This window comes from Xenorhabdus entomophaga, from assembly GCF_037996725.1.
Lineage (GTDB): Bacteria > Pseudomonadota > Gammaproteobacteria > Enterobacterales > Enterobacteriaceae > Xenorhabdus > Xenorhabdus khoisanae.
The window spans coordinates 1-17,499 of the sequence record NZ_JBBMXH010000034.1; the positions used below are offsets into that span (position 1 = coordinate 1).

A 17,499-nucleotide genomic window follows, 5' to 3' on the forward strand; every position below is an offset into this window, starting at 1 on the left:
AAGCATAACTCAGTCCTCTTTTTTGCCTTTTTGTTTCTGGAAAATCAAAACTCGCAAAATTTGGACTGAGTTTCTTTGACACTCCTACCATTTTGAAAAGTTATATATAACACTTCCGATGCCCATAAAAAAATTGCTATTGCTGCCAGTTCATTGTGGAAAAAGAATCTTGGTGTCGAAGTGATTTTACAAAATCAGGAAACTAAAACACAGAGTGATAGTATGGCTCAGGGTAACTTTGAAGTGACGAGATACGGATGGAATGCTGATTATAATAGCCCAACCACCTTCTTCGATATTTTCACATCAGGAAATACCAATAATCATATGAGATATCAAAATAAGGAATTTGATAAATGGGTCTTAAAAGCAGATGAAACTAACGATCCTGCCGATTACCAACAGGCCATTGATATTCTCAATAAGGAGATGCCTGCTATTCCGGTTTACTATTATGTCAGTGTTAAATTAATTAAGCCTTATGTCGGCGGTGTTAATATTAATATGCTAGGAAATTTTCCAACAAAAGATTTATATATCATTAAGCACTAGATTTTTTTAATAATAGCCTGTGGAAATAGGCTATTATTACTTGATGAACTTAATTAGAATCATGATTTAAATAAATATGGTAGCGTAATGTAATAATAAAAACAGTAATTAATGGAGATTCAAAACATGAAAAAAATCATGGCGGGCCTGATTAAAAATAGGCTCACCCAAATCCTGACCTGCTCAATGGGAATACTCTTAACAAACATTGCACCCGCTCATGCCGCAGTCGTTCCACCGGGGACACAATTGGCTGAAAAACAAGAAATTGTACGTAACAATGGATCTTTCCCTGCTTCTCTGGATGTCCATAAAGTAGAAAGTAATGTTGAACTGAACATTATTCATGATTTTTTTGATGGCTTGGTCTACACCGATAGAAAAGGCAAGATAGAACCCAGACTGGCTGAAAGCTGGGAAACGCAGGATAACCAAACATGGCTTTTCCACTTAAGAAAAGGGGCGAAATGGTCTGACGGCTCACCGATTACCGCCCATGATGTGGTATTTAGCTGGCGGCGTTTACTTGATCCAACAATGGGCTCTCCTTATGGCAGCTACCTCGGAACTGCTCATGTTATTAATGCTGACGATATATTGTCAGGCAAGAAAAAAGCAGAAGAGCTTGGTGTTAAGGCACTAGATGATCTCACATTGGAAGTAAAACTCGATAAACCCGTGGCGTATTTCTTGCAGATGCTGACTCATCCGATTTTAGTTCCGATTAGTGAAAGAGTAGTTAAAAAACATGGCGATAAATGGACTCATCCAGATACTTTTGTGGGGAGTGGTGCATTCAAACTCGCTGAATGGAAAGTGAATGAAAATGTTATCGGTGTCAGGAACCCTAATTATTGGGATGATAAAAACACGGTCATTAATAAAGTTACTTATCTTGCCCTTACATCAGAAAAATCAGATTTAAACCGTTACCTTGCGGGTGAAATTGATATTACTCTTACCATTCCTCTGGACTCCTTTGCATCATTAAAGAAAACATTGGGCGATCAAGTTCATATTGATCCGATGCTCAGCACTTACTATTACGCCTTCAATACTAAAAAACCACCATTTAATGATGTCAGGGTCAGGAAGGCATTAAGTTTAGCCATAGATAGGGATGTGATTGCTGGAAAAATATTCGGAATGGGGCAGCTTCCCGCTTACGATATTCTTCCTCCCAATATTGGCGGTATCACATTAACCCCACCAGAATATGCTTCCTGGACACAGGAACAGCGAATTAAAAAAGCCAAAGAGCTCTTGAACGAAGCCGGTTTTAACGAGAAAAATCCGCTCAAATTTAATTTGCTTTATAACACAAGAGAATCCCATAAAAAACTTGCCATTGCTGTGACGGCAATGTGGAAGAAGAACCTGGGGGTTCAAGCCAACTTACAAAATCAGGAATGGAAAGTGATGTTGGATAATATGCACCAGAATAAGTTTGATGTCGTCAGATACGAATGGACGGCAGACTACAATAGCCCAATGTCTTTCTTAGGAATTTTTCTGACAGGAAGCAGCCATAACATACCATTATATGAAAATAGTGATTTCGACCAGTTAGTCATTAAAGCAGGTGAAACCAACGATACTGCTTATTATCAAAAAGCAATGGATATTTTCAACAATGATATGCCTGTAATTCCTATTTATTATTATGTTACTAACCGTATGATAAAACCGTATGTCGGCGGCTTCTATGTTAGCCCAATGGATTATATTTCGACAAGAGATCTCTATATTATTAAGCATTAATATTAAATCAGGGTCTGTATTAACAGGCTCTGATTATAGCGATGGATAAGTTAATTAAATCATGAGTTTGATAATTAAGAGTAAATACAATTATGGAGAAATAAAGCATGTCAAAAACAATCAGAAATAAAAAAATAAAATTACTTACTTATGCTATTGCAGCTATGTTTGGAAATATTGCATTATCTTATTCTGCTGTTGTTCCTGAAGGAATAAAATTAGCTGATAAACAGGAAATTGTGCGAGATAACAGTACTGAACCGGCGTCGTTGGATACACACAAAGTTTCAAGTGATTCTGAATTCGATGTTATTCATGATTTTTTTGATGGGTTGGTTTATACCGATAGAAAAGGCAATATCGAACCGAGATTAGCAGAACGGTGGGAAACTAATGATAATAAAACTTGGATTTTTCATTTAAGGACGGGTATTAAATGGTCAGACGGTACACCGATTACTGCTCATGATGTCGTCTTTAGTTGGCGGCGCTTAGTTAATCCCGATATCGTTTCACCTTATGGCAGTTATCTTGGAAATGCAGGGATTATAAATGCGGACGATGTACTTAGGGGTAAGAAGAAAAGTGAAGAGCTTGGTGTAAAAGCGCTAGATGATATGACCTTAGAAGTTCACCTGGATAAACCGGTGGGAGACTTCTTACAGATATTGACTCACCCTGTAATGGTTCCACTTAGTGAACAAATTGTTAAAAAATACGGAGATAAATGGACAAGGCCAGAAAATTTTGTGGGTAGCGGGCCATTTAAACTGTCTGAATGGATGGTGAATGAAAAAATTATTGCTGTCAGAAATCCTAACTACTGGGATGATAAAAATACAGTAATTAATAAAGTCACCTATCTGGCAACAGGTTCAGAAAAAGCCGCATTAAATCGTTATCTATCTGGGGAAATTCATTTTACGAAAACAATTCCATTGGAATCTTTTGAATCATTAAAAAAAACAATGAATGATCAAGTTAATATATCACCTAAGATTGGTGTCTATTTTTACGAATTTAATAATAAAAAACCTCCTTTTGATAATATTAAAGTCAGGCAGGCATTAAACTTAGCAGTAGATAGAGATATTATTGCCTATAAGATACTGGGGCAAGGGCAGAAGCCGGCCTATACAATAGTTCCTCCAAATTTCAAAGAATTCGAGTTTAAAAATCCTGATTATGCATCTTGGACTCAAAAACAGCGTATTGAAAAAGCCAAAGAGTTATTAAATGAAGCTGGATTTGGTCAAGGTAATCCTCTTAAATTTAATCTGCTTTATAATACCAATGAAGCACACAAAAAACTTGCCATCGCGGTCAGCTCAATGTGGAAGAAAAATTTGGGAGTTGATGTTAATATACAAAACCAGGAATGGAAGGTGATGCTGGATAATATGCATCAGGGTAAATTTGAAATTATTAGAAGGGCATGGATTGCTGATTATTATAGCCCAATGTCATTTTTAAATATGTTTATGTCATGGCAGGTTAAAAATACCTCTTTATACGAAAGTCGTGATTATGATGTTTTAATTAAAAAGGCAGGTGAAACAAATAATAAATCTTATTATCAACAGGGGTTGGATATTATCACCAAAGATTCACCAGTAATTCCTATTTATTATTATGTTAACTCTAGAATGGTGAAATCCTATGTTGGTGGATTTTATGTGAGTCCGACAGGTTATGTTTCCACAAAAGATCTTTATATTATTCAACATTGATTTATAGGCTGTTTCAATAAGTTACATTTTCAGGGGAATGTAAAACCATCTTTATACAGGTGGTTTTTTTACTTTATTGTAAATATTAGGTAAAATGTATAAATGATTTAATGTTTTCTAATCTTATTGATTTTCTTGGTGGTATGTCATTCAAATGGCAGGGTAATAAGTAGAGTTAAATTAATATAAATTTATGTATCAAGATCTAATCAACTTTTAATCACTTATCCATTAGTTTATGTTATTTTCCATTTTCAATCTGGGCTGTGATCAACATCTTCACTTACTAATTTCCATATATTATACTATATGTACGACCTGATTTATGCGCACGGCCGTATTCAAACTGCATGCAGCAGTTAACACCTACTGAGATAGGCTATGATTGATTTTTATTTCACGATGCAAACTATTAATGGATTAATAGATCTTAGGGCATAAGTGAGAATGTACATAACAATGGAATTTAAATAATAAATAATTCTCACACAGCTATAGAGAATTATAATATGTTAAGTCAAATCAGAAAAGAAATTATTAAAACACTTTCTTATGCTATCGGCATTATATTAAGCGGTATTGCATTATCCTATGCCGCAGTTATTCCACCTGACACTCAACTAGCGGAAAAACAAGAAATTGTTCGCAATAACGGTTCAGAGCCAGCTTCATTGGATGTTGATAAGGTTGAAGGTAATATAGCACTAAATATTATCAATGACTTTTTTGATACATTAGTACGCACAGATAAAGAAGGTAAGATTAAACCCGATCTAGCTGAAAGCTGGGAAACGAAAGATAATAAAACGTGGATTTTCCACTTACGGAAAGGAATCAAATGGTCTGATGGAACACCAATTACAGCTCATGATGTGGTGTTTAGTTGGCGGCGTTTAACCGATCCTAAAACACTCTCTCCTTATGGTAGCTATTTCGCTGATGCTTCTGTTGTGAATGCCAGAGAAATTTTGGCAGGCAAGAAAAAACCGGAAGAGCTGGGTGTCAAAGCGCTGGATAGTTCGACCCTGGAGGTAACGTTAGAGAAACCTGTTGGGTATTTTTTACAGATATTGGCTTTCCCTATCACAGTTCCAATTAGTGAAAAAGTAGTTGAAAAATATGGTGAACAGTGGACTCAACCAGAATTTTTCGTTTCCAGTGGGGCGTTTAAATTAGCAGAGTGGAAAGTAAATGAAAGAATTGTTGGGGTGAGAAATCCTAATTACTGGGATAACAAAAATACGGTAATTAATAAAGTCACTTATCTCCCGCTTTCATCAGATGTTTCAGATTTAAATCGTTATCTGGCCGGAGAAATAGATATTACATCTACAATTCCACTGGCATATTTTTCATCATTAAAGAAAAATATGAGTTCACAGGTTCATGTTTCACCAATACTGAGTACATATTGTTATGCATTCAACAATAAAAAATCGCTATTTAATAATATTAAAGTCCGACAGGCATTAAGTCTTGCTTTGGATAGAGATATTATTGCGTATAAGATTGTTGCTCAAGGCCAAATACCTGCTTATACCATTTTTCCACCGGGAATCGGCGGCTTTAAATTCAAGCAACCTGATTATCAATCATGGACACAAGCTCAACGTGTTAAAAAAGCCCGACAATTATTGAATGAAGCAGGGTTTAATAAGGATAATCCTCTCAGATTTAATTTGGTTTATAACTCATCAGAATTACATAGGAAAATCGCTATTGCCGCAACTTCGATGTGGAAAAAGAATCTTGGTGTTATTGTTAATATACAAGCTCAGGAGTGGAAAGTTTTGTTGGATAACGAACATCAAGGGAAGTTTGATGTTGTCAGGTATGGATGGGTTGGCGATTATGATAGCCCGATGACTTTTCTAAATATATTTACAACAAATCAGACGAATAATACTTCATTTTATTCAAATAATAATTTTGATGCTTTGGTACATAAGGCCGGAGAAACGAATAAGCAAGAAGATTTTCAACAGGCGCTTGACCTTCTAACAGAAGATACGCCTATCATTCCTGTCTATTATTATGTTACAGCAGTATTAGTGAAGCCTTATATCGGTGGATATTACTCTAATCTTATGGGATTTATTGCAACGAAAGATTTTTATGTCATTCAACATTAAATTAAGAGCCTGCTTTGGCAGGCTCAATTCACTTTACACTTTTTAGTTATTGCAGTGCCTCGATAAATGCTGGGTATATACTCTTCGTCTTTCAAGTCGCCTCTTTGTTGGCTGCGCTCATTCACCCCGGTCACATAGTTACCTATGCTCCCGGGGATTCATTCCCTTGCCGCCGCGACGCATCTTGAAATCCATTGGGTATAACATAATTTTATTCCATTTTTATTTGTGTGCTTTTTCAGGGTAATCGTTATTCATTAACTGGATTATTTGAGTTGTTTGTTAATACACCATATGATGTTTAATCAGTGTGTTTAAACCCGAAATTCTGGCGCTAATTGACTGAAACCTAAGCCATTCTTTTTTTCCACTTTGATCTGAACAGGAATTCGTTCTTTTAATGCTTCTACGTGGCTGATTACCCCGATGGTTTTTCCCGACGCATTAAGGTGATCCAGCGCATCCAGTGCGATATCGAGGGTTTCAGGGTCAAGCGTACCAAAACCTTCATCAAGGAACAGGGATTCTATCTGTGTTTTGTTACTCACCAGATCAGACAAGGCCAGCGCAAGGGCCAAGCTGACAAGGAAACTTTCTCCACCGGAGAGGGTCTTGGTATCCCGAATAGCATCCGCTTGCCAGGTATCAACAACCTGTAATTCCAATCCGCCATCATTTTTGCGTTGTAAGTAGTAACGACCATGCAGTTTTTCCAGCCGGATATTCGCCAGATAGACAAGATGATCCAATGTTAATCCCTGAGCAAAACGGCGGAATTTGGCACCATCTGCGGAACCAATGAGATTGTTGAGATAGCTCCAGTCATCATAGTTTTGTTGTAAGGATGCGATTTGAGCCAGTAATGCCTGTTGTTGCTGGCGGCGAGCTGCATCGCTATTTAGCAGAGTCCTGACTTCACCTTGTTGTTGGTTGTTGTGTTTCAACTTATCTGTAGTGTCGGTCAACATGGCCGATAATTGCCGGGCTTCATATTGCTCAAGCAATTGCGGTTGTGTTTCTGCATGTCGCTGTAGTGCTACTTCTGATTCGTGATGCCGTGTTTTGGTTTGTAATTGTTGTTGTTCCAGTTTTTCTTGTAATTGTTGTAATTTTTCCCGCTGTTCTGGTTCTAATAAGGCGTGTTCAAAAGAGGCTTGATCGGGAAAACCTTGCTGCTCCAATCCGGTTTGGAAGTGGCTGGCAGCAAGTTTGCAGGCTGCTTCAGTGGTGATGCAGTTTCTTTCAATTTCACTGGCTGCACCGGTTAATTGATTCATTTTGTTTTGCAATTCTTGCAAATGGGTAGTGGCCTGTTTATAAGCCGCTTCCAGTTCATAGGCTTTTTGTTGTAAGACCTGACGAACGACAGCAACAGATTGTTCGCCAAATAAATGATGGCGTTCCTGACGCGTTTGTTCCAGTAATTGCTTTTGTTGTTGCTGCTGTTGATTTAAAGCATGAAGATGCGCGGTTAGCTTATTTTTTTGTTTTTCTAATTCACTCAGTTTGCTCTGTAAGGCAGCTTGTTCTTTCTGTAGTTGTTGCCATCTTTCACGAGATTCATGGTAATTTTTTAATTCTTGTTGGCGTTGTTGTAGCCAACTCTCTGCTTCTTGATGTGAAGGCAAGGTAAAAGGTGTCGATTGTAATTCAGTCTTTAACTGTTTCTCTGTTGCTGCGTAATCTGTTTCTATCTGTCGAATTTCAGTCGTTTTTTCGTCTAATTGTTTTTGGGCTGAATCCTGTTTGAATTTTTCCAGCTCAATATTTTTTTCACATTTTTGGTACTGCTCACGATTGGCTGCGAGGGCTTTTTCGGCTGCCTGATGGTTTTTTTCTGCCTGTAAAAGTGCTTCCTGCTGAGTTTGATGTTGGTAATAAGCAGATTGTCTCTGGCTGATAAAATCATTAACCGACTCTGTATCTATCGGTAAATCTGTTGCCTGTAATTGTTGGCAATGGTATTGCCATTGTTTTACCAATGCGGCCAGTTTGACGTTGAGTTGTGCAATATTGTCCTGCAATTTTTCGCAATGTTGCTGTTGAATTTGTTGCTTTTGTTGTAGGGCAGTGCGGTTTTCTTGCAATTGTTCAATCTGTTGGCGCAGGGTTTTTAATCGTTCTTCTGATTGTGGCAGGGCAATATTTCGGTATTCATTGATTAAAGGGTGGTGAGTTGAACCACAAAGCGGGCAGGATTCACCTTCTTTTAATTGTGAACGTTCTTTTTCCAGACTGACGATCCGTTGTTCTAGGCGAATGCGATTATCAAGATCGTCATAGTGCTGCTGTTTTTCTGCTAATTGTTGATTGAGGGTTGCGATTTGATCCGGTAAGAGTGTTAGCGATCCCTGAAGTTGTGCCAGTTGGGTTTGATCGGCAGTGATCGCAGTTTGTTGTTGCTGGATCTGGGGCAGTAAGATCTCCAATTGATTCTGTGAAGTCAGTTGTTTTTGATAATTTGATAAAGATTTCTGTAACTGCGCTAAAGGATGTGCTTTCTGTAAAGCAGTGAGCTGATTTTCAGCGTTGGCAAGATGACTGTGTAATGTCTGGCTCTGTTTTTTTTGTCCCGCTAATTCTGCATTCAGCGAATTAAGATGCCCAGTTGTGTGAGTGATTTCGGCGGCAATTTGTTGCGTGTTTTGTGTAAGTTGGTTTATTTTCGTTTGCCGCTCTTGTTGGCGGGTGATTAGCTGTTTCCATTCAGGCAGTTTGCTGTCTAAATTAAGATAATGGGGATGTTGTTCGTAATAAGATTCCAGCTCTTTTTGCTCTTTATTCAGTATTTCTGTCTGGTTCTGAGTGGTTTGGTATTGGAATTGAATATCAGAGTATTCGCGATCTTGTACCGTTATTTCTTTCTCCAGTGCCAGCAGATCTTTTGATTGAATATCAATTTTATGATCGAGCGGCATAATTTGTTCTGAGATGAGCTTTTCCTGCTGATTTTGATGTTGTTGGTGCTCTTCCCGGTTTTTCTCTAACTGTGTAAGCTGTTGTTCAGCAGGTTGCAGCAGCGCTAATTGTTGTTGGCGTTCATTTTCTATTTTTATGCGTTGTTCAGTAAGCCGCTGTTTTTCATGAAAAGCACGGTGTTGTGCATCCCATAATGGACGGATTTTCTCAGCCGGTTCGCTGGTAGCCAGTTTTTGTAACTGGGGTTGTGCTTCTTGAATGGTTTGCTCGGTTTGTTGCAGAAGTGATGTATTCTTTGCCAGAGATTGCTGTAGTTCATCTTTTCTGACAAGCCACTGTTCGGCTTTTTGTAATGCCTTAATTTGCTGACTGAGTTCGGTTTCTTCTGCAGTAAGCTGTTGTTGCTGGTTTTGGTACGCTTGTTGCTGCTCTGGTGTGAGTAATTCAATAGAGGAGGCTTTGGTATTCTGAATATCCAGCTCAGACTGTGCATCTTTATGGCGTCGATAAATATCCTGAGACAGAATACCGTAAATTTCAGTGCCTGTTAGCTCTTCCAGTAAGTCAGCCCGATCTTTATCCTGCGCATTTAAGAATGCAGCAAAATCACCCTGTGATAAGAGCATGGATTTGGTAAAACGACCAAAATCTAACCCGGTTATTTCAGCAATTTTTTCTTTTTTCTCTGGAATTTTATCAGCCAGAATTTTCCCGTCTTTTTTGAGGGCCAGTTCTCCTTTTGGCTGTTGGAGTTTGCCATCTGCTTGGTTACGAGCGCGGCGTTGGCTCCAAAATGCCCGATAAGCGACGCCTTTGGCTTCGAATTCAACTTCCGCGAGGCATTCAGCAGTATGGCGGGTCATTAGCTCGTTTTGTGAACTGGAAATGGTCTTAAGCCTTGGGGTTTCATGATATAAAGCGAGGCAAATCGCATCCAGCAAAGACGTTTTACCTGCACCCGTTGAGCCGGTAATGGCAAATAATCCATTGCTGGCAAAAGGCTCTGCCGTAAAGTCAATCTTCCATTCACCTTGCAGGGAATTGATATTTTTCAGCCGTAAGCTAAGAATTTTCATGGGAGAGGCTCTTCATGTGATTGCTGAGAAATATCATCCAGCGTTTGCTTAAATAAGGTAATCAGGCGTTGCTTTTTCGCAATATCTTCTAATTCTTCCAGCGCTAAACGTCGTTCGAACACCTCATTGACACTCAGTTCGGTGAGGGTTTCCTTATTTTGTTTAGATAGTGACAACTGGCGGGTATTTTTGCTGCGGCGCAGCAGAATTATCTCAACGGGCAGACCTTCACTCAGGGTTTGGATGCGTTTCTGGATATCGGGCAGGTAATCTTGAGTCGCGACTTCAATATCCAGCCAGACCGGGCGTTCGCCTTGATACTCCCTGAAAATCTGTAATTGTTCCTCTATCTGTTGCAAATTGCCACGAATCAACTGCATTGGTTGATAGTCTGGAACGGGTAGAAGCGTGATGCTATCAAGCTTATCAGCCTTAAAGTCAACTAAACAGACGCTTTTTTCCTGACCAACTTCATCAAAACTCAGTGGAATAGGTGAACCGCTGTAGCGGACGTGCTCAGATTTTCCGATAACTTGTGGACGATGAATATGCCCCAGTGCAATATAGTCAGCAGGTGGAAATTCTTGGGCAGGGAACGCATCCAATGTGCCAATGTAAATATCGCGGACGGAATCTGTGGTGGAAGCACCGACGGTAGTGAGGTGTCCGGTGGCAATAATTGGTAATGGTTGGCCGAGTTGTTCCCGTAATGCACAGGCGCGGTGATAAAGCTGGTGATAGTGTTCCGTAATGGCATTTTGTAATGCTTGTTGTTTTTGGGTGCCAGATTGTCCCGCCTGGCTGATCATGACGTCCCGCGGGCGAAGATAAGGAATAGCACAGAGAATCGCTCCTGCATTACCATCTTTATTATTCAGCACTTTTATTTGTTTCTCTGGTTCTTTGGTTTCCGCATTGGCAATCACGGTTGTATTCAGGTAAGAAAGCAGGGCTTTTGACTCATTGAGTGTGGCGACAGAATCATGGTTTCCCCCAAGAATGACAAGTTGGCAGCCTGTGGGCTGTAGCGCCACAATGAATTTGTTGTAAAGCTCACGTGCATAACTGGGAGGGGAGCCTGTATCAAAAACATCTCCGGCAATAATCAATGCATCAACCTGATATTGAATGATTTTTTCAATAAGCCACTGCAAAAAGTGCTTGTGCTCTGCTGCGCGGCTTTTGGTAAAGAAATATTGTCCAAGATGCCAGTCCGATGTATGAATGATTCGCATGTCTTCCCGCCGTTGCCTGTGAGTTTCTCTTACCTGTTACAAGCGCTAATTATAATGAGTATGTGAAAGATGTCCTGCGTAATTCAGTCCCTTTTATTGAATTATCGAGTAGTTTCGCATCAAGAATGAAATATGACAGATGAGGTATATATTTCCTGCGAGCCAGATTACAGCTTGATGATTGAGAGATAAGAGTTTTCATAAAATTGTCATAAAATTGACTCATAATGACCTAAAGTTAATGTTGCTGACTTCAATGATATTGACAGGATTAACCATGGCTAAACGCATTTTGGTAGTTGAAGATGAAGTACCGATTCGTGAAATGGTTTGTTTTGTACTTGAGCAAAACGGTTATCAGTCCGTTGAAGCTGGAGATTATGATACGGCAATAAGGCGTCTGTCAGAGCCTTATCCTGATTTAGTGTTACTGGATTGGATGCTTCCCGGAGGTTCAGGCGTACAGATTATCAAGCAAATCAAACGGGATAATAATACTAAGGCGATTCCAGTCATTATGGTAACGGCTCGCTCAGAAGAAGAAGATCGGGTGCGTGGCCTTGATGTCGGAGCTGATGACTATATCACTAAACCTTTCTCACCCAAGGAGTTGATTGCCCGTGTCAAGGCAGTTCTGCGGCGTATCTCGCCCATAGAAGCAGAAGATGTCATTGATATGAATGGCTTGATACTGGATCCGGTATCTCACCGAGTTTCCAGTCAGGGACAGGATTTGGAGATGGGGCCAACCGAATTCAAACTTCTCCACTTTTTTATGACTCATCCAGAGCGTGTTTATAGCCGGGAGCAGTTACTCAATTATGTGTGGGGAACGAATGTTTATGTGGAAGATCGCACCGTTGATGTACATATCCGGCGATTGCGTAAAGCGTTGGAAATCGGCAAACACGATAAAATGGTGCAAACCGTTCGTGGCACAGGATATCGCTTTTCTACCCGTTATTGATGGTTATGAACCCCGTTGGTGTTGATTGGTATTGGTGTGATTGGTAGTTGATGGGTAATAGTGGTGTTGATGGGTAATAGTGGTGTTGATGGGTAATAGTGGTTTTGATGGGTAATAGTATTGAGTGGCAGAAGTTTGGGGAATGGTTTCGGGTAATACCGTTTTCGTACCGGAGAAAATAGCGTGCTTGAGCGTTTATCATGGAAAAAGTTGGTATTGGGCTTCGTGTTTTTCTGTTTGCCCGCTGTCATTTTGTCTCTTTTTGTTGGTCATTTGGCTTGGTTATTGGTTATCGCGCTATTTTTGGCACTGGTGTGGCATAGCTATAATTTGCTGAAATTATCCCATTGGTTATGGTTAGATCGCAGTATGTTACCTCCTGCGGGACGCGGCGGATGGGAACCTATCTTTTACGGCATTTATCAGATGCAGCAGCGTAACCGTAAACGGCGTCGTGAACTCGCATTATTGATCAAACGGTTTCGTAGTGGCGCTGAGTCACTACCGGATGCCATTGTGATGATGACCACAGAGGGCAACATTTTCTGGTGTAATCGTCTGGCACAGCATTTACTTGGTTTTCGCTGGCCAGAGGATAACGGTCAACATATTTTCAATTTACTTCGCTACCCCGATTTTAGTCGCTATATCACAGCAAATGACTTCTCCCGTCCTTTAACCATCGAATTGAACAACGGTAATATGATGGAATTCCGGGTCATGCCCTATTCAGAAAGGCAGTTATTGATGGTGGTGCGTGATATTACCCAAAAAAGATTGCTGGAAAATTCCAGACGGGATTTTTTCGCCAATGTCAGCCATGAACTCAGAACACCGCTCACTGTACTGCAAGGTTATTTGGAAATGATGCAGGATCAGGTACTTGGTAGTCAGGTAAACCAGAAAGCGGTCAGTACGATGCAGGAACAGATACGGAGAATGGATAGTCTGGTTACGCAACTATTGCATCTCTCTAAAATTGAAGTCGGGCCGCAAGTGGACATGAATAAAGTGGTTGATGTTCCCGTTATGTTGAATCTATTGCAGCAGGAAACCCTCGCCTTGGGTAATAACCAGTATGACATCATATTTAATGTTGATGAAAAACTGAAAGTTTTTGGTAATGAGGAACAACTGCGCAGTGCGATGTCTAATCTGGTCTATAACTCCATTAGACATACTCCTGAGGGAACGCGAATTGAGGTTAGTTGGCAGAGGGTGGCTCAGGGGGCGCTGTTTAAAGTGGAAGATAATGGCGGAGGAATTAGCGCAGAACATTTGCCACGTCTTACCGAACGTTTTTATCGTGTTGATCGTGCCCGTTCTCGACAAACCGGAGGTAGCGGGCTAGGACTGGCGATAGTGAAACATGCACTGCACCACTACAATACCAATCTCGATATTTCTAGTGCATTAGGAAAGGGATCTATTTTTAGCTTTCTATTAGCATCTCGACTTATTGTTTCAACTAAAAAGAGTTTGAATAAAAACTAGCTAAGTTTAATAGGATTTAATGGTAACAATCCGGGGAAAATTATTTATTAATCAATGTGAATGAAGAAAGTACAAATCATATAGTGTGTATTCAATGATAGATAACAATAATCACTGATTTTAAAATTTAGTTTAGGATATTGTTCTGGTTTTTGGATTGCCGCTTGCCTTTTGACGCTATAAAAGTTTTACTTGTGGGCAGTTGTTGGCGATTCTGGCTGTAATTACTACTATCATTTTATATTTCACGTTTATCAGTGAATATTATGTTGCTCACTGATTGTTAAAACAGAATTCAGTTTCGCCAGTGAAAATTCAAGTGTTTGCGATACTTAATATCGTACATGCAATTCTTTTGGCAACAATACATTAACAATCATTATGGCATACCGTTTATCATCTAAGGATATTTGGGCATTAGGTTTTATGACTTTTGCCTTGTTCGTTGGTGCGGGAAATATCATTTTTCCGCCTATGGTTGGCTTGCAGGCTGGAGAACATGTTTGGATCGCAGCCGCTGGCTTTTTGCTAACCGCTGTTGGCTTGCCTGTTATTACCATAATTGCTTTGGCAAAAGTAGGTGGTGGCATTGAAGCACTTAGTTCACCTATTGGTAAAACTGCGGGTTTGGTTCTGGCAACTGTTTGCTATTTGGCTGTAGGCCCTCTATTCGCAACGCCCAGAACTGCAACAGTTTCTTTTGAAGTGGGTATCGCACCAATTACCGGAACTGGTGAACTTCCTTTGTTCATCTACAGTGTCGTTTATTTTGCATTGGTGATCCTGATTTCACTGTATCCGGGTAAACTACTGGATAGCATCGGGCATATACTGGCTCCAATCAAAATTCTGGCGCTGGCAATCCTGGGTATCGCTGCTGTGCTGTGGCCTGCTGGTGGCTCTATTCCAGCCGTTGGAACCTATACGGAAATTCCGTTCTCAAATGGTTTTGTAAATGGTTATCTGACGATGGATACATTGGCCGCGATGGTGTTCGGCATTGTTATTGTCAATGCTGCTCGTTCCCGAGGGGTTGAAGCGTCTTCTTTGCTGACTCGCTATGCCATGTGGGCTGGCCTGATTGCCGGTCTTGGTCTGGCACTTGTGTATCTCTCTTTGTTCAAGCTTGGGGAAAGCAGTGGCACACTGGTACCGAATGCTGAAAATGGCGCGGTGATCCTGCATGCTTATGTCCAAAATGTTTTTGGTAACTACGGCAGTTTCTTCCTGGCGGTACTGATTTTCGTGGCCTGTATGGTTACCGCGGTAGGTCTGACTTGTGCTTGTTCTGAGTTTTTCAGCCGTTATTTACCGTTGTCTTATCGTGCGCTAGTGCTGATTCTGGGCACTTTCTCCATGCTGGTGTCTAATCTGGGTCTGAGCCACTTGATTAAGTTCTCTATTCCAGTGCTGACGGCAATTTACCCACCATGTATCGTGCTGGTATTACTGAGCTTTACAATGAACTGGTGGAATAACTTCTCGCGTATTCTGGCTCCCGCAATGGCTATCAGCCTGCTGTTTGGGATTTTGGATGCAGTAAAATCTTCTGAATATCTGTCTCACTTACTGCCAGAATTGGCGAAGCATTTGCCATTGGCAGATCAGGGTTTGGCATGGTTACTGCCTACTTTGCTGACTATCGTTGTGTGTGCTGTTTATGATCGCATCGCAGGAGGAGTAAAACTCCCAAAGTATGAAGCTCAGCATGAAGAACAGTAAGAAAAAATAGGTGGTTATTCACTAACTTCATGACTGAATTGGTGGTACTAATAATAAGGGCGGGCTGCTTTAGTAGCCCACCCTTATTTACTCAGACTGAATCAGTAACTAATCTGAATCAGTAACCAATAGCAGCACCAGCAGGTCGCCGTACATCATTGGAACCATAGATATAGCCTTCACGGACAATGCCTGATACCGCTGAATCATTGCCGGAAGAATTTACAGAAGTAACCCCAGCCGCGCCCGGCAATCCAATCATGATTAACTCTGTCGCTCCCCATGGTGTTTGCTCCACCATTTTGTAACCCATTTTTTCCAGTAAAGTCAGGGTGTCTTTCGACAGCCCACGTTGCTCATAATAGACTTCATCGGGTAGCCATTGATGGTGTATACGTGGGCTATTGACCGCTTCTTGTGGTGGCATATTGAAGTCGATGATATTCAGGGCGCTCTGTAGCGTGATGGAGATAATGCGAGAACCTCCCGGAGAACCCAGAACCAGAAATATTTTATTATCTTTGGTCACGAGGGTTGGGCTCATTGATGATAGTGGGCGCTTACCAGGCGCAATGGAGTTAGTTGCTCCTTGTACTAGTCCGTATAGGTTTTTTTCACCCACTTTAGTTGTGAAATCGTCCATTTCATCGTTCAGGAAAAATCCGGTTCCTGGTGCAATCACGACAGCGCCAAAGCGTCCATTAATTGTGTAAGTGGTTGATACTGCATTTCCTTCTTTATCCACGACGGAATAATGCGTTGTTTCTGGTTTTTCATGAGGGCTAATGCCAGGCTGGACATTTACTGATGGAGTGGCTTTGTTGGGTTGAATCTCTTTTCGGATAGATTCTGCGTAGCTTTTGCTTAACAGTCTATCAAGAGGATTTTTGACAAATGCCGGATCGCCCAGATAGGTATTTCTGTCCAAGTAGGCGTGGCGCATGGCTTCTGTCAATGTGTGGATATAATCAGCGGAATTAAACCCCATGGATTTAAGATCATAACCTTCCACAATGTTCAATATTTCGCATAACGTGACGCCACCAGAGCTGGGAGGTGGAGAAGAGATGAATTTGTAGCCGCGATAGCTACAGGTGACAGGGGCTGTTTCGGTGATATGAAAGTTAGCAAAATCGGCTGCGGTGATAATTCCCCCTGATTTTTTTGATGCTGCTTCGACAAGTTGGGGGATCTTACCGTGATAAAAAGCATCCGGCCCTTTTTTGGCAATCATTTCCAGTGTATTGGCTAAATCGGTTTGAATGAGTCTGTCTCCGGGTTCGAATGGTGTACCATCTTTACGCAGGAAAATACGGGTTGCTTCTGGATCTTGAGCAAAACGTTTAACAGTCGTGTCCAGAATATCGGTATCGCCTCGGGTCAGGATATAGCCTTCACGAGCGAGTTTAATAGCAGGAGCCATCACTTGCTCACGGGTCAAAGTGCCATATTTTTTCAAGGCTTCTTCAAATCCCATGACTGTGCCCGGTACAGCAACCGATTTGTAACCATACAGGCTGGCATTTTTGATAACATTGCCGTCTTTATCCAGATACATATTAGCGCTGGCTGCGGCGGGTGCGGTTTCACGGAAATTAATGAAAGTATCTTTGCCATTGGAGAGATGGATAGTCATAAATCCACCCCCACCAATGTTGCCGCAGCAAGGATTGACGACTGCCTGGGCATAGCCAACAGCAACTGCGGCGTCAATAGCGTTTCCCCCCATTTTGAGAATATCGATACCTGCTTGTGAAGCAAGGCGTTGTGAGCTGACAACCATGCCTTGTTTAGCTTCAACGGCAGGTTCAGTGGCGGCATAAAGTGGAGAGAAAACGAGGAGGGATACAGCTATCAACGGTATTTTCCATGCTTTTAACATGTGTTGTGCTCCTAAGCGTGAGTCTACGG

Annotated in this window: 10 protein-coding genes; 7 read left to right on the forward strand and 3 right to left on the reverse strand. The window is 40.9% G+C overall.

Annotated features, from left to right (window positions below):
- The first annotated feature begins 153 nt into the window (after positions 1 to 153).
- The 4 genes from AAC854_RS09075 to AAC854_RS09090 all read left to right on the forward strand — a co-directional run bounded on the left by AAC854_RS09075 (position 154) and on the right by AAC854_RS09090 (position 6,175).
- A complete protein-coding gene (locus tag AAC854_RS09075; protein WP_422824070.1) occupies positions 154 to 552 on the forward strand; it encodes a periplasmic substrate-binding domain-containing protein in 399 nt (132 codons plus the stop codon).
- Between the two features lie 126 nt (positions 553 to 678).
- Positions 679 to 2,313, forward strand: a complete 1,635-nt coding sequence (locus AAC854_RS09080) for an ABC transporter substrate-binding protein (RefSeq protein ID WP_340616811.1) — start codon at positions 679 to 681, stop codon at positions 2,311 to 2,313.
- A gap of 107 nt (positions 2,314 to 2,420) precedes the next feature.
- Positions 2,421 to 4,043, forward strand: coding sequence for an ABC transporter substrate-binding protein (locus tag AAC854_RS09085; RefSeq protein WP_340616812.1), 1,623 nt, complete (start codon positions 2,421 to 2,423; stop codon positions 4,041 to 4,043).
- A gap of 509 nt (positions 4,044 to 4,552) precedes the next feature.
- On the forward strand, positions 4,553 to 6,175 hold the full coding sequence (locus AAC854_RS09090) for an ABC transporter substrate-binding protein (RefSeq protein ID WP_340616813.1): 1,623 nt from the start codon (positions 4,553 to 4,555) through the stop codon (positions 6,173 to 6,175).
- Between the two features lie 314 nt (positions 6,176 to 6,489).
- On the opposite strand, the gene AAC854_RS09095 is transcribed toward AAC854_RS09090, so the two are convergent.
- Together AAC854_RS09095 and sbcD are read right to left on the reverse strand one after the other, a co-directional pair.
- Positions 6,490 to 10,170 (reverse strand): SbcC/MukB-like Walker B domain-containing protein, encoded by a 3,681-nt coding sequence (locus tag AAC854_RS09095; RefSeq protein ID WP_340616814.1) that lies wholly within the window; start codon positions 10,168 to 10,170, stop codon positions 6,490 to 6,492.
- A complete protein-coding gene (gene sbcD / locus AAC854_RS09100; protein ID WP_340616815.1) occupies positions 10,167 to 11,405 on the reverse strand; it encodes an exonuclease subunit SbcD in 1,239 nt (412 codons plus the stop codon). The genes AAC854_RS09095 and sbcD overlap by 4 nt, the downstream gene beginning before the upstream one ends.
- Before the next feature lie 277 nt (positions 11,406 to 11,682).
- Here sbcD and phoB point away from each other — a divergent pair, with 277 nt between their 5' ends.
- From phoB to brnQ, 3 genes are all read left to right on the forward strand, one after another.
- Positions 11,683 to 12,372 (forward strand): phosphate regulon transcriptional regulator PhoB, encoded by a 690-nt coding sequence (phoB, locus tag AAC854_RS09105; RefSeq protein ID WP_047962351.1) that lies wholly within the window; start codon positions 11,683 to 11,685, stop codon positions 12,370 to 12,372.
- A gap of 183 nt (positions 12,373 to 12,555) precedes the next feature.
- Positions 12,556 to 13,866 (forward strand): phosphate regulon sensor histidine kinase PhoR, encoded by a 1,311-nt coding sequence (gene phoR, locus AAC854_RS09110; protein ID WP_340616816.1) that lies wholly within the window; start codon positions 12,556 to 12,558, stop codon positions 13,864 to 13,866.
- A 381-nt stretch (positions 13,867 to 14,247) separates the two neighbouring features.
- Positions 14,248 to 15,588, forward strand: coding sequence for a branched-chain amino acid transport system II carrier protein (gene brnQ, locus AAC854_RS09115; RefSeq protein ID WP_340616817.1), 1,341 nt, complete (start codon positions 14,248 to 14,250; stop codon positions 15,586 to 15,588).
- 118 nt (positions 15,589 to 15,706) lie between these two features.
- On the opposite strand, the gene ggt is transcribed toward brnQ, so the two are convergent.
- On the reverse strand, positions 15,707 to 17,470 hold the full coding sequence (gene ggt, locus AAC854_RS09120; RefSeq protein ID WP_340616818.1) for a gamma-glutamyltransferase: 1,764 nt from the start codon (positions 17,468 to 17,470) through the stop codon (positions 15,707 to 15,709).
- Positions 17,471 to 17,499: the final 29 nt, after the last annotated feature.